This is a genomic window from Promicromonospora sp. Marseille-Q5078 (assembly GCF_050315395.1).
Lineage (GTDB): Bacteria > Actinomycetota > Actinomycetes > Actinomycetales > Cellulomonadaceae > Isoptericola.
In genome coordinates this window covers 43,532-65,359 of sequence record NZ_JBNPQG010000002.1, presented here as the reverse complement: position 1 = coordinate 65,359, position 21,828 = coordinate 43,532, and the positions used below count along the sequence as shown (strand labels likewise).

Below are 21,828 nucleotides of genomic sequence, written 5' to 3'. Positions count from 1 at the left end.
CCCCGGTGGCCGGCTTGCCCGTGGTGCGCGTCTTCGTCTGAACCGGCATCCCTCATCCTTCATGCCGCTGGTTGCGTCTATCCACGGAAGGTGCGCGCGCGGGCCTCGCTGTTACCGGCCTGCGGGAACGAACCCGCCGCGATCACCACGGACCGAGGCATCCCGGACCGGTGTCGAAGTGGTGTGGCCGGTGCTGAGGGTCAGTGGCCTCGGCGGTGCGAACCAGCACGGCGGCCACCCGCCGCCAGACCACGGCGGGCAACCCCCAACAGGCACGGCAACAGAGGTAATAGAGGCAATCGGCGGTTGGTCGCTTGACGTGCTTCCTAAACTCGGAGCCGAGGCATGGTTCTCCGCGAGGTTCTGACTCGGCACCGAGTTCAGTCGCCCGCCCACGAGTAGTTCCCAGCACGTCGCAGCAGCAGCAAGCGGGCCAACCAGCCACCAGGCATCCGCGAGTACGCCCCCCCCCCCCCCCCCCCGCGCGGCCACCCTCCCCGCGCGGCCACCGCGCAGACGCAGCACCGTCGCCACCGTGCCCCCCCCTGTTCCCCACCAGCATTCCGACCGCCACACACCGGTGTGCCTCTGGTGACACCAGTGGTGCGCCCTCCCCGGCCCGGTCCGGCCGGTCCGGGCCGGTCTGCCCCGACGGCCCACGCAGGCCGACGACCCGAGCACTCTCACGACGTCGTGGGGTCGCGCGCTTCGCAGCGGGGCCAGGCGTGTGCACGCGCGGCCAGACCGCCCCCACCGGTCCGGACCAGCCCCCACCGGTCCGGACTGCCCCGGCGACTCCACTGGCCGCAGACTTCGAGAGCCCGTGCCAGACCGAACCCCGGGCTGGCCTGGCCCGGGCAAGACTTCTCCGCCCACCGGGCAAGACACCCGGCCCAGGCCGAACACCAGTCCGCCCCCCTTGCCCGACTGGTCTGGGCAAGAGGGGCGGAACACGCCCGGTCCGACGATCGGACCTGACCGGGCCAGGCGCGGTCAGGCGGCCCGGCGCTCCCGGGCGTCCTCATCTGCGCCGTCCACGCCAGCGAGGCCCGCCGCCTGACGGGCGAGCTTGCTCAGCCGATCAGCTCGGGACGCCCCACACCCCAGCGCATCCTGGATTACCCGACGCGACACCGGCCCGCCGCCGTTCTCCGCGTCGAGCCTCCGGATCTGCTCGATCGCTGCCTGGTCGTCGGCGGTCGCAGGCCTGCTCGCACTGGCGCCGACCCTCGGCGTGCTCCCGCGCTCGCCTCCGGCCTGGACCGGCGAGCGGTCCGACACCGTGCCCATGGTCCGCGGCCTGCCCACCGTGGCGGCCTGAACCGGCGCAGCGATCGCCTGCACGACAGTCTGCGTCCCACCCCGAGCGACGGCCTGGCCCGCCGGCGCGGTCTGGCCGTCACCGGCGCTCGCGGCCTGCGGCCCGACGGCCTGAGCGGCTGCCTGGTGGGTCGGAGCTGCGGTCGGGCCGGCGGCCTGGGCTGGCCCGGTGGCCTGCTGGTCGGTGTGCGCGTTGGCCCGGCCCGTGGCCCGCTCGGCTGCCTGGACCTCCGCCTGCCCGGTCCGGCCTGCGGTCTGGTCAGCTGCCTGGTCCGTGTCCGGTCCGCCGGTCTGGACCTCCGCCTGCCCGGTCCGGCCTGCGGTCTGGTCAGCTACCTGGTCCGTGTCCGGTCCGCCGGTCTGGTCCGCCGCCTGGTCCGCGTCCGGTTTGCCGGCCTCACTGGCCAGGTGGTGGCCCGGGCGGTCCGGGACGACGTCGTGCCCGGTCGCGTGATCGGGGGTGGCCCGTTCGGCGGGCTGGGGCTTGCTCGGCGCAGGCGTGGTGGTCTGGCCGGTGGTGTCGCCACGCTCGCGGCGGCCCATGCCGGCGAGCACCTCGACTCCGAGGGCGAGGGCGATGGGCGGCCAGACCGCGACGGCGCGGGCCACGAGCGTCGGTTCGGCGGCGGCGATGTTCGCGGCGAGGCTCGCGGTCAGGCCCAGCAGCAGCATCACCCATGCGAGTCGGGGCGGGCGGCGTCCGGCCTTCGTCTCGGCGAGGATCACCGCCGCCGGTGCGGCGATGGCGCCGTCGATGCTCAGCGGCAGCAGGATCGCCGACAGCTCGCTCTCGCCGGCTTCGCGTGCGACGTGCTGGACGTGGGTGAACGAGATGACCGCGGCGGTGACGGCCACGATCGCGATCCCGAGCCGGGCGGTGAAGCGGCCTGGGGTGCGGTTCACGGGGTGCCTCCTGTATCGGACGGGGCGGTGCTGGCTGGGGTTGGGTGTCGCGCACGGTCCGTCACCGGTGGTGGGCCGCGCAGGGGGGTGCTGGCTTGCCGTCACAGGTCCGGCAGGGTCGGCGCGATGCACGCGTCGTAGTGCCGTGCGGACAGCTGCTCGCCGTCGCAGGCGGGGCACAGCGCGTCGTCGGGCGGGTCGATCGCACGCACGATGCGCAGGAGGTCGGTGGCGGGCACGCGTCGGGCAGCGAGGTGCTGGATCTGCGGGTCCAGCTCCTCGGCGAACGTGACGTGCAGGGACCACTCCCCCGGATGCAGCCAGTCGTCCCACACGACGCGCTCCACGGTGCACTCGAGGGACATGCCAGTGGCCTGCCGGGTGCTGCCGGCCGCGGTGTGGTTCCAGGCGTACAGCTCGAGCTCGATCCGGTCACCCGCGTGGCACGGGGCCTGGGGCCGGAGCAGAACCAGGGCCGGCGGCGCCTGGGCGTGGCGCTGGTGGGGTCGGGTCGTGGTGTGCATGGTGACCTTCCGGGGTGGGTGAACGTCTCTGTTCACGGAAGGTGCATGTCGGACGCTGGCTGTTACCGCACGGGCGTAGATCGCCAGGTCACGAGGCACCGCCGGGCGGTCGTGGGCCCTCGGACACAGGTCGGGCCCAGGAGGTGCTCCTCCTGGGCCCGAGCGTCAGTGCCTGGCTTCGTCGCGGTGGTTGTAGACCGTCATGACGAGGTTGGTGATTCGCACACCGGACTTGTCGAGGTCGGGGTAGCGGTGCTGCACCTGGGTCTTGAGCCACCCGAGCGCGTCGCCCTCGAAGCCGCGGGAGCGTCCGAGGACGCTGCTGACCTGGTAGCCGTGCTTGGACCCGACGGTCATCGAGTGCCCGTTCGACAGCTGGATGTCGAACTTGACCTTCTTGCGGTCCCACCGCTGTCCCTTGGCGGCGGAGCGCAGCCGGGAGACGATCGTGGCGTTGGCCTGCTGACGCCCCTTGGCATCACGCGTCTTGGGGGCGGTGAACTCGTACTGGCGGGTGCCGCCGGCCATGGGCGTCATGGACTCCGAGAACCGGCCCGGGCGCGGTCTGCGCGGAGGCTCCGCAGGGACCCGGGTGCCGCCGCCGGCGGACGACTTGGCGCGCACGGCGACCACGTGCCCGTCCTTGCCGCGACGACGAGCCGGCGGGGCGGCGATACGCCCCCGTTCGTGTAGCTGCGTCACCGCGCCGCGGTAGGCCTCGCCGGAGGTCTCCCCCGACAGAATCTTGCGGATCATCCGGGGAGAGCGGTCGAGCATCCGCGCGAGCTCGGCGACGCTCACGCCGCGGCCGCGCTGGCGGCGCAACATGTCCGCGACGCTCATCGCCTCATCGCTCGGTGGTGCCACGGTCGCTCACCTCCTGGTTCAGGTGCCGAACCTCATCAGCGGGGTACGGCGCGGCCTGGCCGTCGTCGAACACGATCAGGACGCGGTCGCCGGCGACTCTCTCGATGGTCCCGTGATGGTTGGGCTCGGTCCCCGTGGTGGCGCGCATGTACTCGCGCATCTGGGCCAGGTAGGGGCCGGTGGCGTAGACGCGATCACCGGGCTGAAGGTCAGACATCACTCTCCCACCCGGGCACGCCGGCGGCTTCGGCCTTGGCGCGCAGCTCGTTGCGGGCATGGAGGTCTAGGGGCGTTGGCACGTCGTGCAGGACACCCTTGAGACGCAGTCGTCCGACGCGCCCGTCGTCGCCGCCGTCGGGCTGGTCGACGGGCTGGGCCCAATTCGGCACGACGCTGGAGTAGATCGCGTCGCCGTTGATGCCGATCAGGGTGGCGGGGTCCATGGCCAGGACTCCGCCGGGGTAGGTCGGAGTCGCCAGCGGGGACAGCAGTACCCGACTGCGGGCGCGGGCCCAGACCTGGGCAGCGAGCTCCGGCCGGTAGAAGGCAAGCTCGCGCGCGTTGTGCTCTCGTCCGGGCATCTCGTAGGTGAACGCATCGCCGTAGCGCTGCACGGTCTTCTCGTAGGCCTGCGGCACGTCGTCGATAGACCAGACCGTCACGGTGCGACCTCGCAGGCGGGACGCGAAGTTCCCGATGGTCTGGATCAGCATGGACCGCAGGGCCGCGGCGACCGCGCGACGCACCTGCGGCTCGATGTCGGGGCGGGCGTTGACGCGCTCGCGGGCGCGGGTCATTCGGTCGGCGAAGGTGTCCAGGACACGGCTCTTCCTGAAGGTGACGCCCTCGAGCGGCTGGACGAACCATCCGGCGTCGAGCGCGGTCTTGACCTCGACGGCGTCCGCCCAGGTCTCAAACGTCGTGCCAGGGCGGTTCGGGTAGTGCCAGCCGTCGTCCCGCCTGGCGCGCTTTACGCCGAGCAGGCCGACGTGCTGCCAGCCGTCCGGGATAGTGAAGCGCACGTAGTACCGCGCGCGAGCGTACGGGTCACGGTCCAGGAGATCGGCGGCCGCGGCGCCGTTGAGTCGGTGCGCCGGCATGGTGCCCAGCTCACGGCAGCACGCGGCGTACATGAACCGGCCGTCGACGTAGGAGAACGTCTCCAGCTGGGGCGTGGCCTTGGCGTCAAACAAGGCAAGGCAGTCCCCGCAGTCGCACCGGTCAGGGCCGGTGGTCAGGTGCTCGACGCGGTGCTGCCCGGCGGTGAAGTGCAGCTCCTCGGCGATGTCCTTGGGCAGGGGCTCGAGCTCGAACGGCTCTCCGCCCACGACCGGGCCCTTGCCGCCAGGCCGCCGGCCGCCGATCGTCTTCGGCAGGGACAGCGCCCACGCGTTCGCGCCAGTGCTGGCCGGCGTCAGCGCCATCACGGCGTGTGGGATCGCGTCGGCCAGCACGCGCGCGGTGACGTCCCACGCGTCGCGTGCCTGCATCGGGCTGAGGTCGCTGGTGGAGAACCACTCCTCCACCGTGCGCACCTCGAGCGGCTCCCCGGAGACCTCGTTGACGAACCTGCCGGTCACCGGCTTGTTCAGCCAGTGCCCGCTGGCCTTCCACCCCGGGGTCTTGACGATCAGCCAGTGCCCCTTGTCGCCCGGCTCCACCTCGGGCACGGCACCGGTGAGCATGATCCGCTCAGCGCCCATGGCGTGCGCGGTGTCCAGCAAGTCAGCCAGGTTCGGGAACTTGCGGCGCTCGCCGACCTTGGGCCTGATGCTCGCGCCGCTGTCGGTGACGCCGCGGCCGGTCTTGTAGTCCAGCCACGCAGTGCGCTTGGGCCTGTAGTCAAAACTGATGGGCCGCATGGTGTGCCGACCTCCTGCTCGGTCCGGATGCTGCAGTCACGGTAGACGAGGCCTCCGCCAATCCGGTGCCGCTGTGGGGGCATCGCGGGGCGGTGTCGTCAGGACCCGAGCGCACGGCGCTGACGACGCTCCACGTGCGGCGCGGAGGGGAACAGCAGCAGCCCGGGGTCCTCGACGCTGAACCGTGCGGCGGGGTACAACTCGGCGACCGTGATGAGGTTCTTGACGAAGGTCTCTTTGAACTTACGCGGCCGCGAGAACTGCCCTCCGAACTGCACGGCGAGGGACGGCCAGGGCACGAGTGTGGACCCGCTCATGTAACCCAGGCGGTGGGTGAGCCAGGTGTAGATGTCCAGCCGCATGGGGGCCCCGCGCAGTGCTCGCAGCGCTCGCAGGTCCACCGGCACGGGGGCCTCGATGATCGACGAGAAGAACGCCTCGGAGAGGGTGACGGTGTTGTTCCAGAGCACGCCCTGGTCCTCCCCCACGTCGTCGTGGGCGGGCAGCCACAGGTCGAACGAGGAGGCCACGGTGAAGTGCTCGCCGTGCACGTGCGTGTTCTCGCCTGCCTTGCGCACCTGCTGGACCTGCATGGTGGCGCCCACGAGTCGGTAGATCTGGTCCTTGAGGCGCTTGGCGTCGCGTCCGTTGTGGCCCAGTCCCAGCCGCTTCATGAAGTCGTTGAAGGACCGACCGACGTCCAGACACGGGCTCTGGGTGCGTACGGCCTCGGTCGCCATCCACGACAGCACGTAGCGCGGCAGGGCGCCGAAGGGGTACCCGTCGCTGGTCGTGCCGTCGGTGGCGACCAGGGTGGCGGGCCGCACGACGAGGGCGAGGTCGCCGTTGCGGCGTTCCCACCGCGATACCGGGCCCGGGTCGGTGTAGGGCAGCGCCAGCTGGGTCCAGATTCGTGCGGCGTACCCGATCTCGCCGGCGTCAGCCGCGCGCTGGTTCTCGATCGCGAACTTCGCGTCCACGACGTTGCGCTGACGCGAGGTGATACGCAGCTGGGTTCGCTTGGCCTCGGGCAGTTGAGGCGGCAGGACTCCCGGCAAGGGGACGACCTCCCGGTCCCCCGCCTCACCCGTGTCGGCGGCATGTTCTCGCGCGAGGGACACCAGGCCCGCGGGGAGGTCGTCATGGGTGTCCCGCTGCTGCACGGTCTCGGTGGGCGTCGTCATGACGACTTCCGCTCGCTGGCGGCCATGGTGCGCACTCCAAACCTCGGGTTCTCCGTCGTGTTCGGAAGGTGCACCCCGGGGGCCCGTTGTTACCCGCCGCCCGCTACGAGTTCAGAGCAAGCCCACGACGGGCTAGCCCAGCGGCGGGCGGGCGCGCTGTCGCGGCACCACGAAGTGGGTGCCGATGCGATCTCACGCGGACAGGACAGGTGTGGGCTCGTGCGGTGTTCGCCGTGCTCGGGTTGAGGGTTGTCCCCAGATTCACAGGCATCCCGGCCACGACTACAGGAAGTTTTCTACAGGAGAGAACTACAGGGGCACCGTCGAAAACAGGGCCTGACCTGCAGAAATACCTAGGGGGGCGCCCCCAGATACACACGCGGCGCGCCCCCGGATACACACGGGCAACCGAGCAACTGCGCCCCCATCAGGACCACTCCGCGAGCCATGCGCCCCCAGATACACACACGCTGACCTGCGCAAACATGACGCGCGCCCCCGGATACACACACCCTTGCAGCACCCAGGCGAGCGCGCCCCCAGATACACACGGACAAGCGGCAACCTGAGTTGACACCTGTGGATTACTGCTGCCCGCGGCACGCCTGCCCCGAGGACGGTAGAGCTCGGCGAACATTTCGATGCCCGACACGCCGGGACCGGTACCGGCCCCACTCCCCCGCTGCTGGCATGCTCACCGTCATGACCAGCACCAATGACCGCGCGGGCAAGGCCCGAGGCGACTTCACGGTGCCCCAGCCAAAGCTCGACGGCAACCGTGTGGCTCTGCGAGGGCGCGTGACGCCTGACCAGCACCAGAGGGCTCATCGCGCTGCGGCGCGGCGCGGCCTCTCTCTCAGTGACTACCTGGGGTCTCTGATCGACGCCGACACGGCGACCGCGACCCCCCGCCGAACCGCACAGGAGACTCTCGACATCCCTGCATAACCGCATAAAAGCAAGCGGCCCGGCCCCCGAAGGGGCCGGGCCAGAATCCGAAGTCCACCACCCTCATGCTTGCCGGCCGAGGTGATGGGCCCCGATCGACGCACCCTTTGGGGTCCGTCGCACTATCTAGGAGCGATCATACCCACCCCCACTGCCAGTGTCGGCGACACGCCGACATTCGCACGCTCAGCCGCACCCACCCCCCGGGAGCAGTGGACAGCGACCGCAGCGGCCATCGCCGGCCGCGCTCGCGTCCGCATCGGCACCCGCGGGCGCCGCAACGGGCAGTGGACCGTGTCGTACCACACCAAGCACGAACAGCCCCTGACCAGCCGACTCCCCCTCAACGGGCCCGCCGCCCCCCTCATCTACGGCGACGACGGCTGCTGCCAGACCCTCTGCCTCGACCTCGACACCACCAACGCCACCGCCGACGACGTCACCAGCGAAGCCGCCCGCCTCACCGCCTGGCTCACCGAGTGCGGCGCGCGCACCTTCGCCGACATCTCCCCCAACGGCGGCCGCCACATCTACATCCCCTTGCGCGACCGACTCCCCTACACAGCCGCGCGAGAGCTCGTCGAGGCACTCCAGCTCATCTTCCCCACGCTCGACCCCAGCCCTCACCGCTCCATCCAGTCCGGATGCATCCGCACCCCCGGATCCCTGCACAAGAGCGGCCAGGCCTACCAAGAGCTCACCACCCTGCTCCCCGACGTCGTCGACCTCCTCGAGCACCACCGCAACTCCCCCGACGTCGTCCAGACCATCCAGACCCGCCTGCGCCCCCAGATCCACCACCTGCACGTCCAGCGCGCCCCTGAGACGCACACGGGCCTCGCGGACACCCACATCAGCACCGCCCGCGACGGCCGCATCAGCCAGCGCATCCTCGACATCGCCCGCAACGCGACCTACGACCCCACTCGCTACCCCTCCCCCTCCGAAGCTCGCGCCGCCGTCATGACCGCCGCCGTCGCCGCCGGCTGGAGCCTCACCGACGTCGTCACCCGCCTCGAGGACGGGCGCTGGCGCGGACTCGCATCCCTCTACGCCCACCACCAGGACACCCGACGCCGCATCCTTCGCGACTGGCGCACCGCGACCACCCACGTCAGCGCCCACCCACCCGCAGGCCCGCAGGTCAGACCCGCAGCAAGCCCACGGCCAGCCCATGTCCGCAGATCCAACACAAGCGAGCCTTCTTCACAGGGGGGGTACCCACACCTCGAAACCACAGGCCTCCAACCGGGCACCCACCAAGCCATCCGCACTTGGCGGGCAGCCCTCCGCGCCACCGAACACCACCGCTTCCCCGGGCGCGCGGGCCGAAGCAGCCGCATACTCCTGCGCACCATCGCCGAGTTCGCCCACAAGAAGTCGACCACTCGCATCAACGTCGGCACCCGGGCGCTCGCTGTTGGCGCAGGGATGGACCACTCCACGGTCTCTGCGCTCCTCCACGCCTTGGCAGGTGCGGGCTGGGTGGCGAAGGTGAGCTCGGCCCTGGGAGAGAGCGCTGACGTGTGGGAGCTCGCGCTCCCGGCTGACCTGCGGGAACGCGCGGCATCTCTCCGCTGGGACAAGGGAAAGGCGCATGGGCTCCGGCCTGCTTTCCGGGTGCTGGGGCACGTTGCGGCCTTCGTGTTCGAGGCGATCGAGAGCGGTGCGGGCACCTCGGTGGCCGGGGTAGCTCGGGCCACCGGGATGAGTCGCAGTGCGGCGCACGAAGCCGTGGAGATGCTCTGCGCATGGGGCCTGGTGGAGCGCGGTGTCGTGGGGCGCCTGACCGCAAGGCCTGAGAACCTCGTGGCCGTCGCTGAGCAACTGGGCGCGGTAGAGGCCGTAGCGGCGCAGCTCGCGGCCTACCGGCGCCAGCGGCGTCTGTGGCGGATGTACCTGCAGCGACACGAGATCGCCCGCGAGGACGCGACGGATGAGCCAGAGGAGGCGTGGCGCTGGCCGTTGCTCCCCCACGGCTTGGACGAGTGGACAGTGCTGGCCGCCACAGGTCTGGCACGCACCGGTTAGAAGTGCGTCTGTAGTCCATCAGGTGACTGTCCGTTATCGGAGCTTGTGTGCGAGACGTGACTATTTGTAGGTGGCCTGGTGGTGGCTCATATACGTAGCGAGGTGGCACACCTGTTGCACACCACTCCAACAGTGGAGGGACAACAGTCTTGAGAGCAGGCGACGAACTGTGCGTCTGCGGGCCGCCACATGTGTAGCCATACCCGAACAGGTGAGCGAACGTGGTTGCCATGCAGTCGTACCAGCGGTGGAACTGCGGGCCCCAAACCAACAGAGCAGAGCCCGGGCCGCACGGAAACCACGGGCCATCAGGTGACGTAGCACCAGGCAGGCCACGGGCAGACCAGCGATGCCAAACCGTTGTCCAACCTGCGGGGCCAAATGCCCGCAAAGGGGTACACGGTGCGCGAAGGTAGCCCTACTGCTGACGCTCAGAGGTTCGGCAGAAGACGCCGAGGCACGCAGGGGCCACGAGGAAGTTGACCGCCAGCGGTCACAACGCGGCCCCGCACGGCACCTTCTAGGACCAGACGAGCACAACCAAGGAAGGCTCCGGAATGACACCAAGGCTCAGCACCGAAGAGCGCTCACGGCTGCTCGCGAGCGTGAACGAAGCGCCGGCGTGCCTGATGCTCGCCAACTTCAAGGGCGGTGTCGGCAAGTCGCTCACCACCATCCAGCTGGCCGCCGCTCTGGCACGTCTCGGCCTGCGAGTCCTCGTCATCGACTTCGACCCTCAGGCCAACGCCACGCGACGTCTCGGGATCGAGATGGACCCTGCCAACCCGATCCCCACAGCGTCCGAGGTCATCGCCGCGAACGAGACAGGCGTCGCCGAGGACGCCGTCGTCGCGTGTGGGTGGGCGGACGACGACGGGAACCCGACGGCGGAGGCGCAGCTGATCGACGTCGTGCCGGCGCGCTACGACCTGATCAACCGTGAGGGCGAAGCCGGCAACGTCGGCGCGATCCGGCGGCTCCAGAAGGCCCTCACCGGGGAGTGGCTCAAGAAGTACGACGTGGTGCTCATCGATACCAGGCCCGACCTCGGACACCTGGTGCAGATGGCCATGGCTGCCTCGAACTACGTCCTGCTGATCACTGACGCTGCGTACGACGGCATCGACGGGGCGATGAAGGTCGCGGCGTTCGTCGAGGACCACGCCGACGACCTCTACAACTCCAGCCTGCGCGTCGGGGGAGTGGTGGTATCCGGTTGGGACAACACCAACGAGGAGAAGTTCCAGCTCGAGAACCTGCGCGGGTACTTCGGCGACAAGGTCTGGGAGCTCGGGATCCCGTACACGCGGGTCGAGAACGGCGAGCAGGTCCCGGGCATTCGCAACTGGATCCCCAAGTGGAACCGCCTCAAGGAGGCAGACGGCGCAGCGGTATCCCTCAGCGCCTGGAACGACAAGAAGGCACGCGAGACGGTCGAGCTCTTTGACGTCCTCGCCGAGCGTGTCCTGCGCGAGTTTCTCACCACGGAGGTGTCGGCATGAGCGCGCCGAAGCGTAAGGCCCCCCAGGCGTCGCGACTGACGCCGAAGGTCGAACCGATCGTCACGGACCCCCACGCCAAGCCCGCGGGGGAGCCCCCGGTGCAGGCTCCCGCGTCCGAGTCGGTCACCGAGTCGGACGAGCGTGCCGAGCCGACGCCGCCGGCTCCGGCGAAGACTGCCGCGGCGACGAAGGCCAGCGCCGCCGAGCAGAGCGCACGCAAGCCGCGCAGCCCTCGCAAGCGGAAGCCCTCCACGACCGAGACGCCGGCGGAGGTCGAAGAGCCCACGACAGACGTCGACGTCGACGGCCCGTACGGTCCCGAAGACAAGGTCAAGCCGTCGAACGTGCACATCCCGGTGTTCCTCATCGACCCGGTCGAGGCGCGCTGCAAGAAGGAGGGGCTGTCGCACGGTGAGCTGATGATCGTGGCGCTCGAGGCGACCTACAACCAGCTCGACGGCCTGATCAACCCCGGCGCTACTGCTGGCGGTTCGCTCTTCGCACCGCGCCGGGGCAGGGCGTCTCGTGCTGGTGACGGTCCGCTCACGCCTCTGAACTACCGGATGAGGGAGGCGGACTTTACGGTGCTGGACGGCCTCGTGGACAAATTCGGCGCCAGCTCCCGCGGCCACCTCATCACGGTTGCGCTCAAGGCGTACCTCCGCGTCGACAACTGACCATCCACCACACCACCTGCGAGAGGCACGAACGATGACCACCACAGCCCCCACCGAGGCCACGCGATCGGCCCGGCGTGGCTCGAAGCCTGGCGACGAGCCGGACGCCGCCCCGACCGTGGCACCCCCGAAAGCCCGGCGCCGTCCGCTGCTGATCGTCGGCGCCATCGCCGTGATCTGCCTGGGCGCGCTCCTGAGCGTGTGGGCGTACAACTCCACGTCGGAGGCGCGGTCCGTTCTGGCGATGCGTCAGACGGTCGAGCGGGGCCAGGTCATCACCGCCGACGACCTCATGAAGGTCAAGATCAGCGTCGACCCGGCTCTGCACCCAGTCGATGGCAGCGAGATTGACGCCTTCGTGGGGAAGCGTGCCGCGCTCGATATGCCGGCTGGGGGAGTGGTCACCGCTGAGCAGGTCACGGACAACCCAATCCCCGCGGATGGTACGTCGGTGGTGGGCGTCAGCCTGACGGCTGCGATGCTCCCCGCCGGGCAGCTGCGGGTGGGGGACAACGTCAGGATCGTCACTACGCCCGGCGAGCTCGGGGAGGCGTCCACTGGGGCGGATGCGGTGGAGGCCGAGGTCGTCGGGATCACTGGCGATGAGGTCACTGGAAACACCGTGCTGAATGTGCAGGTGCCCCACGATGAGGCTCCCGACGTCGCCGCGCGCGCCGCCACGGGGAAGGTCGCCGTTGTGCTCGACACCAGCCAGAAGGAGAGCTGATGTCGCTCATCGCTCTGACGTCGGCGTCGGCGTCCCCAGGTACCACTACGGCCGCCCTCGGGCTCGCGCTGAACTGGCCTCGGCCGGTCGTCGTGATCGAGGCGGACCCGGCTGGTACCCGCGCGATCAGCGCGGGCTACTTCCGAGGCGGTCAGCTGCCGACGAGCGCCAACATCGTCGACCTGGCGGTCTCCCACCGCCAGGGCACTCTGGTCGAGGATCTGCCCGGGCTGCTGTTTACGATCCCGAAGACCACGGTGCAGGTCCTGACGGGGCCGTTGCGCCACAACCAGGCCCGATCGCTGGAACCGCTGTGGGAGCCGCTTGCCGGTCTCCTCAAGTCCCTCGAGCGCAACGGCCAGGACGCCATTGTCGACCTGGGCAGGCTCGGTCTTGAGGGATTCGGCCACAAGCTGCTGACCGCCGCCGACCTGGCGCTGATGGCCACCCGCAGCGACCTGCCCGGGCTCGTGGCCGCAAGCTCGTGGGCGCCGAGCCTCATCAGCTCCTTCGAGCACGTCGGGGCGACCAACGCTCTGGGCGCGCTCCTGATCGGCCCCGGACGCCCGTACGGCGCGAACGAGGCCGCGAAGGTGCTCAACCTGCCAATCACGGCCACCCTCGCCTGGGACCCCGACAGTGCACGTGTGTACTCCCATGGCGAGAACCCCCACCGCAAGTTCGCCTCCGGCCCGCTGAACAAGTCCCTGCGGGCCGCGATTCAGGCGATGCAGTCGACCCTGGCCACCTCCCGCGCTCAGCTGGAGATGACCGTTGACAGGAGCCCGCGATGAGCGACCTGCCCGAAGACCCCACCTCGCTGCCGATCTTCGGCGGAACGGACCCGTCGACGACGACGCGGCCGCCGGCCCACGCGCTGGCGGGTGCCATCGGTGCCGCACGGACGAATGCCTCCGTGCCCACCGCAGCGTCCGTCAGCACCGCGGTCCTGGACTGGCCGGACCACGACGACGCCTCACCCGCGGGGGAGGAGCCTCCGGGTGTGGCCGGCAGCATCGACTGGAAGCTTGTAGCGCTCCTGCGCTCCCAGGCATCCGAGCAGCTGACGTCGGCTCTGGGAGACGAGCGCGGCACCGACCTGGACTCCGAGCGAGAGCTCGGGCGTGCGCTCATCCAGGAGCTGCTGCAGTCCACCGCCGCGGACCGAATCCACGACGGAGCCGAGGCTTGGACCATCGCCCAGCAGGAGCAGATGGCCAACGCGGTCTTCAATGCCCTCTTCGGTCTCGGGCGCCTGCAGCCGTACGTCGACGACGACACGGTGGAGAACATCATCATCACCGGCGCCGCGAACGTCTGGCTGGAGAAGACTGACGGGCGGCTCGTGCGGGCCGAACCGGTCGCAGACTCGGATGCCGAGCTCCTCGACTTCCTCGCGTTCATCGCCTCCCGCAGCGAGGTCAACGCCCGAAGCTTCTCCTCGGTCACCCCGCGGCTGCACATGCGCCTCGACGGTGGGTCGCGACTGGCCGCCGCCGCGTGGGTCACCGCGCACCCGTCGGTCGTGATCCGCCGCCACCGGCTACGCAAGATCACCCTGGACGACCTGGTCGGCCGCAACATGCTCACCAAGGTGCAGGCCAGCCTCCTGTCGGCGGCGGTCAAGGCCGGCAAGTCGATCGTGGTTGCCGGCGCCCAGGGAGCCGGGAAGACCACGATGGTGCGCGCCCTGTGCGCTGAGTTCGAGCCGCACGAGAAGATCGGCACCTTCGAGACGGAGTTCGAGCTGCACCTGCACGAGCTGCCCGAGTTCCACCCGATCGTGACCGCGTGGGAGGCCCGCCCCGGTTCAGGGGAGATCGCCGCCGACGGCACCCAGGCCGGCGAGTTCACCCTCGACGAGGCCCTCTACGACAGCTTCCGCTTCAACCTGAGCCGTCAGATCGTCGGTGAGGTCCGCGGCCGCGAGGTCTGGGCGATGATCAAGGCGATGGAGTCCGGCACTGGCTCGATCTCGACAACCCACGCGGCGAACGGCGAGGCCGCGATGCGCAAGCTCGTGACCTGCGCCATGGAGGCCGGCCCCCACGTCACCCGTGACCTCGCGACGTCCAAGCTCGCCGAGACGATCGACCTGATCGTGCAGGTCCACCTCGAGACCACCAAGACTGGCGACGAGTCCTGGAGCCGAGAGCGGTGGGTCTCGGAGATCGTGCACGTCACGCCCGGCGAGGAAGCGAAGGGCTACGCCGCGTCGAACATCTTCATCCCGAACCCCGCCGGCGGCCCCGCGCTGCCCCTGTCGATCCCGACCGATCTGGCCGTTGAGCTGGCGCGGTACGGATTCGACTACGACGGGTTCAACGCGTCTGCGCCGGGGGTGGCCTGATGCCCGCGATCATCCCCGCACTCGGCGGCGCCCTCGTCGTCACGGGACTCATCGGCGTCATCGTGGGCCTGCGCCCTAAGACGCCCGCGCCGAGCTCCGCCCCGCGAACGGGGTCCTATCTGGGCCGCCGCTGGACCGGCATGACCCGCCGCACCCGCATCCTGCTGCTCGCCGGCCTCGCCGCCGGTGTGCTGACCTACCTGATCACCGGGTGGTTCATTGCGGTCCTGGCCGTGCCACTGGCACTGGCCGGGATCCCCGCCCTCTTGGGAGCACCGCCCGCCGCGGACCGCATCAAGAAGCTCGACGCGATGGAGGAGTGGACCCGCGGCCTGGCCGGCGTCCTCGTCGGCGGTCTCGGCCTGGAGGAAGCGCTGCGCGCCACCCTGCGCTCCACCCCGAAGGAGATCCGCCCAGAGGTGACCCGCCTCGTGGCACGACTCCGCGCTCGCGTGAGCACCGAAGAAGCCCTGCGCGCCTTCGCCGATGACCTGGACGACGAGGTCGGCGACACCATCGCCGCGTACCTCATCCTCGCTTCCCGCCGCCGCGGTCAGGGCTTGGCCTCGGTGCTGAACACCCTCGCGCAGTCCGTCGCCGAGGAAGTCCGCGCCGCGAGCGCCATCGAGGCCGACCGTGCGAAGCCGCGCACGACGGCGCGCATCGTCACCCTCATTGTGTCCGTCGCGCTTGGTCTGCTGGCCCTCTCGGGAACCTTCCTGACCCCCTACAGCACCCCGCTGGGGCAGGTACTGCTGATGACCTACATCGCGATGTACGCCGCGCTCCTGATCTGGATGCGGCGGATGACCGTCGGAGGCACCACACCCCGCTTCCTGGGGGCGTCGGTGCGAGGAAAGGAGAGCCGATGACCACCGGCCTGCAGATTGCCATCCTGGGTGGGGCCCTGCTCGCCACGGGCGTCGTCCTGCTCATCTGGCGGCTGATGCCCGCCCGGGCCGACCTCGCCGACGTGGTTCGGCGCAACTCGCCCGCGGGCGCGAAGGCTCAGGCGGAGGCGGATGCCCTCGCTGAGAGTGGCGCGAGCAGGACGGAGCGTTTGGGGGTCTGGGCCCTGAAGCGGTTCCCGACGAGTTGGTGGGGCACCCCGCCGACCAAGGAGCTCGCGATCTTGCAGGTGCCGCTGCACCGGTACTACGGCGAGAAGGTGATCTTCGGGCTCGTGGGCCTCGCGTTCCCGGCAGTCGTGGGCTACTTCCTGGCCGTGATGGGTATGCAGGTCTCGTTCGGCCTCCCGCTCGTGGCTTCCCTGGCTCTGGGGGCGGCGCTGTTCTTCCTGCCGGATCTGAACGCTCGCGACGACGCGAAGAAGGCTCGCAAGGAGTTCTCGCACGCTCTGGGGGCCTACACCGATCTCGTTGCGCTTGAGCGGCTCGGCGGGTCGGGTGCGCGCCAGGCTATGGAGCTTGCCGCTGAGGTGGGCGACAGCTGGGTCTTCCGGCGGCTGTCCGAGGAACTCGCGCGCTCCCGTTGGAACGGTAAGGCGCCGTGGGATGCGCTCAACGCCCTGGCGGACGAGCTGGGCCTGCCCGAGCTCACGGAGCTCGCCGACATCATGCGGCTGAGCAAGGAAGGCTCCCAGGTCTACACGCAGTTGCGCGCCCGCTCTGAGGGAATCCGAACCGCGAACCTGAACGCCGAGCTCGCGAAGTCCAACTCGACCAGCGAGCGGCTGACCATCCCGGCCACGCTGCTCGCCATGGTCTTCGTCCTCGTCATGGTCACGCCCAGCCTGCTGAGCCTGGCCTCTGACCTGTAGGGCGACCTCAAGGCGGTTGTCAGGGAAAATCAATCCGGGATCCGGGGTAACAAAACCCCTCTCCACTGCACCTTCTGCGAGTAGCGGAAGACCAACGAAGAGAGATGACCATGCACAAGCTGATCGCCACCGCCCACCTGATGGGCATCACCCTGCAGAACTCCGTGCGCAAGAAGCTCCAGACGGAGGACGCCGAGCGCGGCTCCCACACGGTCGAGGTCGTCATCGTGCTGGCCATCCTGGCGGCGATCGCGATCGCCGCCGGCGCCGCCCTGCGTGCCGGCGTGTTGACCCGCATCGGCGAGATCTTCGGCTGAGCGCAGCCGTGCGACGCCCCGCGACCGCTCGCCACGCCCGCTCGACATCGCGCGAGCGTGGATCGGCGACGGTCGAGCTGACCTTCATCCTTCCGATCGTGCTCCTGATCGTGTTCGGGCTGATGCAAGGAGCCCTCGTCGCTCAGGGGCGGGCGACCGCCATTGCCGCGGCCCAGGAGGGAGCACGGGTCGCAGCCGGGGAGCGTGGGACCGTCGACATGGGCATCGCGGCGGCGAAGGACTTCGTGGAGGCGTCGTCGCTCGGATCGCCGGCCAAGAGCGTGTCCGGAACGCGGACCGTGACCGAGGCGACGATCGTGGTCACGGTCAAGACCACCAGCGTCATCCCGGCATGGAGGCCGACGATCGTGAAGTCCGCGTCGATGCCGGTTGAGCGGGTGACCGGATGATGCGCACCACGCACCGAAAGTGCCGCGTCGTCCGTCGCCCCGCCCGGCGCCGGGCAGGGCAGGCCGCCCGCGAGCGGGGCTCGATGAGCGTCGAACTCGTCATCCTGCTGCCCGTGCTCCTTCTTTGCCTCGCCGCGATCGGCCTCGGCGCCCGGATCTGGACCGCGAACCTCGCGGTGAACTCCGCCGCGACCGAGGCCGCCCGCACCGCATCGATCGCCCGCACCCAGCCCGAGGCCATCAGGATGGCCACCGACGGCGCCACCGCGACCCTCGCCAACCAGGACGTCGGCTGCCTGTCCACGACCGTCGACGTCGACACCAGCGGATTCGCCGCGCCCGCCGGAACACCCGCAAGCGTCACCGCGCGCGTTACCTGCGTCGTCAACCTGGCCGGACTTGACCTGCCGGGCATCCCCACGCGTAAGACCGTCACCTCGACCGTCACCAGCCCGCTCGACACCTACAGGGAGCGCTGAGCGATGACGATCCGCCGCGTGATGCACGCACGAACCAACCTCGAAGGCCGCGACCCCGAACGCGGCTCTCTGACTGTGTGGGTCGCGATGCTCATGGCCGCCATCCTCCTGTGCATCGGCATCGCCGTGGATTTCAACGGCCAGGTGCACAAGCTCGAGGAGGTGCGCTCCGTCGCCGCCCAAGCCGCCCGCGCAGGCGGGCAGGAGATCGCCGCCCCGCAGGCGATCCGTGGCGACGGCGTCACCGTCGACCCCTACGCAGCCCGCGCCGCCGCGAAGGCCTACCTCGACGCCGCCGGCGTGCAAGGCACCGTGGAAGTCCGAGGCGGGACACGCCTCGTGGTGACCGTCAACGGCAAGTACAAGACCGTGTTCCTGTCGATGATCGGCGCCAGCAGCCTGTCGGTCTCAGGCACTGCCGAGGCGCGGCTGACGCGCGTGATGGGGGGAGTTGAGCGGTGAGCATGCTTCGACGTCGTCTCGTGGGCCTGGTGGCCGTCGTCGGGATCCTCGCGATCATCGTCGGCCTGCCGGCCGTGCTGTTCGCGGTGGGCGCGAATCCGCTCGAGGGCGGGATCTCCTCGTGGAGCGACCTCACGACCGCGCTGGGTCGCCCCGACGACGGAACCCTCGCGGTCGCGGCCCTCAAGGTCATCGCCTGGCTCGCCTGGGCGTTCCTGACGCTCTCGCTCCTCGTCGAGATCGTCGCGAAGCTGCGCGGGGTGCGCGCACCGCACATGCGCGGCCTGCAAGTACCGCAGTCGGCCGCGCGCGGCCTCGTCAGCGCCGCGGTGATGCTGTTCGTCGCCATCCCCGCCGCGAACGTCGCGAATGCCGCGCCGGCGAGCGCCGGCCCAGGCAACGGGGCGCCCGTGGTGGCGACGCAGAGTGTCGACCAGCCGACCACCGCCGCGAGGGTCACGACAGCCGCGCCGGCTGGCGCTAGCCGTGCCGGCGCGGGTGAGGAGGCCGTCACCAAGCCGGCTCCGAAGACCGTGACGTACACGGTGCAGCAGGGCGAGTCGCTGTGGTCGATCGCGAAGACGCAGCTCGGGGACGGGCACCGGTTCAAGGAGATCGTCAAGCTCAACCCCGGTGTGCTGCACGGCGAGGCCTCGTTCATCAAGGCGGGGTGGGAGCTGGAGATCCCGGCGCCGGCGGCGGGCAAGGGCGCCGACCAGGCGTCGGGCAAGGACGAAGCGCGCACGGGCAAGAAGGTCACGGTCGAGCAGGGCGACACGCTGTCCTCGATCGCCAAGGCCGAGCTCGGCGACGCCGACCGGTACGAGGAGGTCTACGACGCCTCGCGGAGCATCGAGCAGCCTGGTGGCGGGCACCTGACCGACCCCGACGTCATCGACGTCGGCTGGACCGTCCAGATCCCCGGTAGCGCCGGGCAGGAGCGCACGCCCAAGAAGACGGCCGCGTCGGCAGCCAAGATGGAAGCAGCCACCGCTGACACGGCGGCCGCGCAGCGGCAGACCGCGGAGCGTGCGAGCGACGTCGCGCAGGCGGCCGCGGCCGCCGCAGCTGCCGCGTCCGCGGCGTCCGAGGCCGCCGCCGAGGGGACCCAGGCCACGGACACCGCAGCCTCGGGTGGGGCCGCGGACATTACGGCCAGCGAGGCGGGCGATCGCCCCGAGCTGCCTGCGACCGCGAAGCCGGACGCCGCGATCGCCGATGCCGAGACGCCCACCCACAACGTGGAGGACGCCGACGCCGCGAACCCCAGCGACGCGGACGCGGACCAGTGGGTCGCGCGGACCAGCTACGGCGTCGGCGCGATCCTCGCCGCCGGCGTGCTCGGGCTCGTGATCGCCCGACGTCGAAACCAGCAGCGCCGCCGTCAGCCTGGCCAGCGCATCCCGGCACCCAGCCCGGAGCTCGTCGAGGCCGAGGCAGAGCTGCGCACCACCGCTGACAGCCTGTCGATCGAGACCGTGGACACCGCGCTGCGGACCCTGGCACACCACTGCCGCACCGACGGCGGGCCGCTGCCCGACGTGCGCGCTGCCCGCCTCACCGCCACCCAGTTCGATCTCTACCTCGCCGAGCCCGCCCAGCTGCCCCTGCCGTGGATCGGGACCGACGACCAGACCGTCTGGCGCCTGGACATCGACCACGCCACGCCTGCGGCCGCCGAGACCGCCCTCGCGGAGGAGACCCCGGCGCCGTACCCGGCGCTCGTGACCATCGGCCACGACGAGGAGGACGGGCACGTCTTCCTCAACCTCGAGCACCTCGGCGCCCTCGCGATCACCGGCGACGACCAGCACACCCGCGAGATCCTCGCTGCCCTCGCGATCGAGCTCGCCCTGTCGACCTGGGCCGACGACCTCCAGGTCACCCTCGTGGGCGCGTTCCCCGACCTCGAGGACACGCTGCAGACAGGTCGCATCCGCTACCTGCCGACCATCGGCCGCCTCGTCGACCACCTCGCCACCCGTGCCGCTGAGGACCGCGCCGCGCTGACCGAGGCCGGCGCCGGCGACCTGAACACCGCCCGCGCCGCCGGCACCGTGCCCGATGCCTGGACGCCCGAGATCGTCCTGCTCGGCGGCAACATCACCGACAAGCAGCGCAACGAGCTCGCCGGCTTCATCGACGAGCTGCCCCGCGTCGCGCTCGCCGCCGTGACCAGCGGCGACCACATCACCTCCTGGGGCCTGGATCTGCCCGACCCCAGCACCGGCGCCGACGTCGCGACCCTCGCCCCGATCGGGCTCGAGCTGCGGCCCCAGCGACTGCCGTCCGAGCAGTACGGCCACCTCCTGGAGCTCGCCGCCATGACCGACGTCGAGGAGCTCGAAGGCGAGCCGGCACGCGACCCGAGCCTCGCCGAGGTCGAGTCCGTCGTGCCCGTCGACGACCCCGCAGACGCGCACCACCGGGCCACGGCATCCGCGATCCCGGACCTGCACTACGACGTCCTGCACACGCCGGCCGCGATGCCCGCCATCACCGACACTGACGACGACGACTTCGCCGACACCCAGGTCGACGAGCCCGACGAGGCCGTCGACAGCCCTGCGGCCGCGAGCGCCGTCGAGGGCGAGACAGCCGAGACGGCGGTGCCGGAGCAGGTGGCGACCAACGACGCTCCCGGCGCCGAGGAGCCCACCGACGACGTCGTGAACCTGGGTGAGGAGGCCCTCGCGGCGACCGAGCCCGCCGGTGAGGACGCACCCCACGTCGTCGTCCTGGGCCCCGTCGACCTGCTGAACGCCGGCGGAAAAGTCGAGCCGTCGAAGCGGGCACGCCTGCTGGAGTACGCGACCTACCTTGCGCTGCACCCCGGCGCGACCCACACCGCGATCGACGACGCGATCTGGCCCGACCGTCGCACCGAGGACAACCTCAACACCCGCAACACCGCGACGTCGAAGCTGCGCCGCTGGGTCGGCAAGACGCCGGCGGGTGACGACTACCTGCCCCCGCACCAGGCCGGCGAGGGCTACGCCTTCCACCCCGACGTCACCTCCGACGCCGCGGCCTGGGACGCGCTCATCAGCCACGACCCGCTCAACGCCCCGACCGAGAACCTCGAAGACGCGCTCCAGCTCGTGCGCGGCACCCCGTTCCACGGCTCCCACCGCCGCCGGTACGCATGGGCCGAGCCCATCAAGCAGCAGCTCATCTCCGAGATCGTCGACGCGTCCTACGCACTCGCTCGCCGCCGCCTCATGGACGGCCGCTGGCGCGCCGCCGAACACGCCGTCGTCGTCGGCCTCAGCATCGAGCCGGCCCAGGAGAACCTCTGGCGTCTGCGTATCCTCGCAGCGCACGAGAGCCACAACCCCGCCGCAGAAGCCGAGGCCATCAACCGCCTGCTGACCGTGACCGAGCAGCTCGAGTGCGACCTCGAACCCAAGACCGAACAGCTGCTGACCGCCCTCAAGAACCCCGGCATCGACTTCGACCGCCTCATGGCCGAGAGCCTCTAGGGA

General features: G+C 70.5%; 19 protein-coding genes. 13 read left to right on the top strand and 6 right to left on the bottom strand.

Annotated features, from left to right (window positions below):
- Window positions 1-993 precede the first annotated feature (993 nt).
- The 6 genes from ACQFYA_RS21105 to ACQFYA_RS21080 form a co-directional block, all read right to left on the bottom strand.
- Window positions 994-2,355: a DUF2637 domain-containing protein gene (locus ACQFYA_RS21105; RefSeq protein ID WP_499127813.1), complete on the bottom strand. Its 1,362-nt coding sequence runs from the start codon at window positions 2,353-2,355 to the stop codon at window positions 994-996.
- Entirely contained in the window at window positions 2,325-2,747 is a 423-nt protein-coding gene (locus ACQFYA_RS21100; RefSeq protein WP_499127811.1) for a hypothetical protein, read from the bottom strand. Before ACQFYA_RS21100 ends, ACQFYA_RS21105 begins: the two co-directional genes overlap by 31 nt.
- 165 nt (window positions 2,748-2,912) lie before the next feature.
- Window positions 2,913-3,590 carry a hypothetical protein gene (locus ACQFYA_RS21095; protein ID WP_499127809.1) on the bottom strand — a complete coding sequence of 226 codons (678 nt, stop codon included), beginning with the start codon at window positions 3,588-3,590 and terminating at the stop codon, window positions 2,913-2,915.
- A 4-nt stretch (window positions 3,591-3,594) separates the two neighbouring features.
- On the bottom strand, window positions 3,595-3,831 hold the full coding sequence (locus tag ACQFYA_RS21090; protein WP_499127807.1) for a hypothetical protein: 237 nt from the start codon (window positions 3,829-3,831) through the stop codon (window positions 3,595-3,597).
- Window positions 3,824-5,476: a hypothetical protein gene (locus tag ACQFYA_RS21085; protein ID WP_499127806.1), complete on the bottom strand. Its 1,653-nt coding sequence runs from the start codon at window positions 5,474-5,476 to the stop codon at window positions 3,824-3,826. Before ACQFYA_RS21085 ends, ACQFYA_RS21090 begins: the two co-directional genes overlap by 8 nt.
- A 98-nt stretch (window positions 5,477-5,574) precedes the next feature.
- Entirely contained in the window at window positions 5,575-6,660 is a 1,086-nt protein-coding gene (locus ACQFYA_RS21080; RefSeq protein WP_499127804.1) for a replication protein RepA, read from the bottom strand.
- A 1,242-nt stretch (window positions 6,661-7,902) separates the two neighbouring features.
- Here ACQFYA_RS21080 and ACQFYA_RS21075 point away from each other — a divergent pair.
- The 13 genes from ACQFYA_RS21075 to ACQFYA_RS21015 all read left to right on the top strand — a co-directional run bounded on the left by ACQFYA_RS21075 (window position 7,903) and on the right by ACQFYA_RS21015 (window position 21,825).
- A complete protein-coding gene (locus tag ACQFYA_RS21075; protein ID WP_499127802.1) occupies window positions 7,903-9,639 on the top strand; it encodes a MarR family transcriptional regulator in 1,737 nt (578 codons plus the stop codon).
- Window positions 9,640-10,196: 557 nt separating this feature from the next.
- Entirely contained in the window at window positions 10,197-11,141 is a 945-nt protein-coding gene (locus ACQFYA_RS21070; protein ID WP_499127801.1) for a ParA family protein, read from the top strand.
- Window positions 11,138-11,818 carry a hypothetical protein gene (locus ACQFYA_RS21065; protein WP_499127800.1) on the top strand — a complete coding sequence of 227 codons (681 nt, stop codon included), beginning with the start codon at window positions 11,138-11,140 and terminating at the stop codon, window positions 11,816-11,818. Before ACQFYA_RS21070 ends, ACQFYA_RS21065 begins: the two co-directional genes overlap by 4 nt.
- Before the next feature lie 34 nt (window positions 11,819-11,852).
- Window positions 11,853-12,545 carry an SAF domain-containing protein gene (locus ACQFYA_RS21060; RefSeq protein WP_499127798.1) on the top strand — a complete coding sequence of 231 codons (693 nt, stop codon included), beginning with the start codon at window positions 11,853-11,855 and terminating at the stop codon, window positions 12,543-12,545.
- Window positions 12,545-13,339, top strand: a complete 795-nt coding sequence (locus tag ACQFYA_RS21055) for a CpaE/TadZ family protein (RefSeq protein WP_499127796.1) — start codon at window positions 12,545-12,547, stop codon at window positions 13,337-13,339. The genes ACQFYA_RS21060 and ACQFYA_RS21055 overlap by 1 nt, the downstream gene beginning before the upstream one ends.
- Complete coding sequence (locus ACQFYA_RS21050) at window positions 13,336-14,895, top strand: TadA family conjugal transfer-associated ATPase (protein WP_499127793.1); 1,560 nt, start codon at window positions 13,336-13,338, stop codon at window positions 14,893-14,895. The genes ACQFYA_RS21055 and ACQFYA_RS21050 overlap by 4 nt, the downstream gene beginning before the upstream one ends.
- Window positions 14,895-15,767 carry a type II secretion system F family protein gene (locus ACQFYA_RS21045; protein WP_499127791.1) on the top strand — a complete coding sequence of 291 codons (873 nt, stop codon included), beginning with the start codon at window positions 14,895-14,897 and terminating at the stop codon, window positions 15,765-15,767. The genes ACQFYA_RS21050 and ACQFYA_RS21045 overlap by 1 nt, the downstream gene beginning before the upstream one ends.
- Entirely contained in the window at window positions 15,764-16,675 is a 912-nt protein-coding gene (locus ACQFYA_RS21040; protein ID WP_499127789.1) for a type II secretion system F family protein, read from the top strand. The genes ACQFYA_RS21045 and ACQFYA_RS21040 overlap by 4 nt, the downstream gene beginning before the upstream one ends.
- Window positions 16,676-16,785: 110 nt before the next feature.
- Entirely contained in the window at window positions 16,786-16,992 is a 207-nt protein-coding gene (locus ACQFYA_RS21035) for a hypothetical protein (RefSeq protein ID WP_499127787.1), read from the top strand.
- 8 nt (window positions 16,993-17,000) lie between these two features.
- Window positions 17,001-17,402, top strand: coding sequence for a TadE/TadG family type IV pilus assembly protein (locus tag ACQFYA_RS21030; protein WP_499127786.1), 402 nt, complete (start codon window positions 17,001-17,003; stop codon window positions 17,400-17,402).
- Complete coding sequence (locus tag ACQFYA_RS21025; RefSeq protein WP_499127784.1) at window positions 17,399-17,881, top strand: TadE/TadG family type IV pilus assembly protein; 483 nt, start codon at window positions 17,399-17,401, stop codon at window positions 17,879-17,881. The genes ACQFYA_RS21030 and ACQFYA_RS21025 overlap by 4 nt, the downstream gene beginning before the upstream one ends.
- 3 nt (window positions 17,882-17,884) lie before the next feature.
- The gene (locus tag ACQFYA_RS21020; protein WP_499127782.1) at window positions 17,885-18,343 is read left to right on the top strand and encodes a pilus assembly protein TadG-related protein; all 459 of its coding nucleotides are present in this window, start codon (window positions 17,885-17,887) and stop codon (window positions 18,341-18,343) included.
- A 2-nt stretch (window positions 18,344-18,345) separates the two neighbouring features.
- Window positions 18,346-21,825, top strand: a complete 3,480-nt coding sequence (locus ACQFYA_RS21015) for an AfsR/SARP family transcriptional regulator (RefSeq protein ID WP_499127889.1) — start codon at window positions 18,346-18,348, stop codon at window positions 21,823-21,825.
- The last annotated feature ends 3 nt before the right edge of the window (window positions 21,826-21,828 follow it).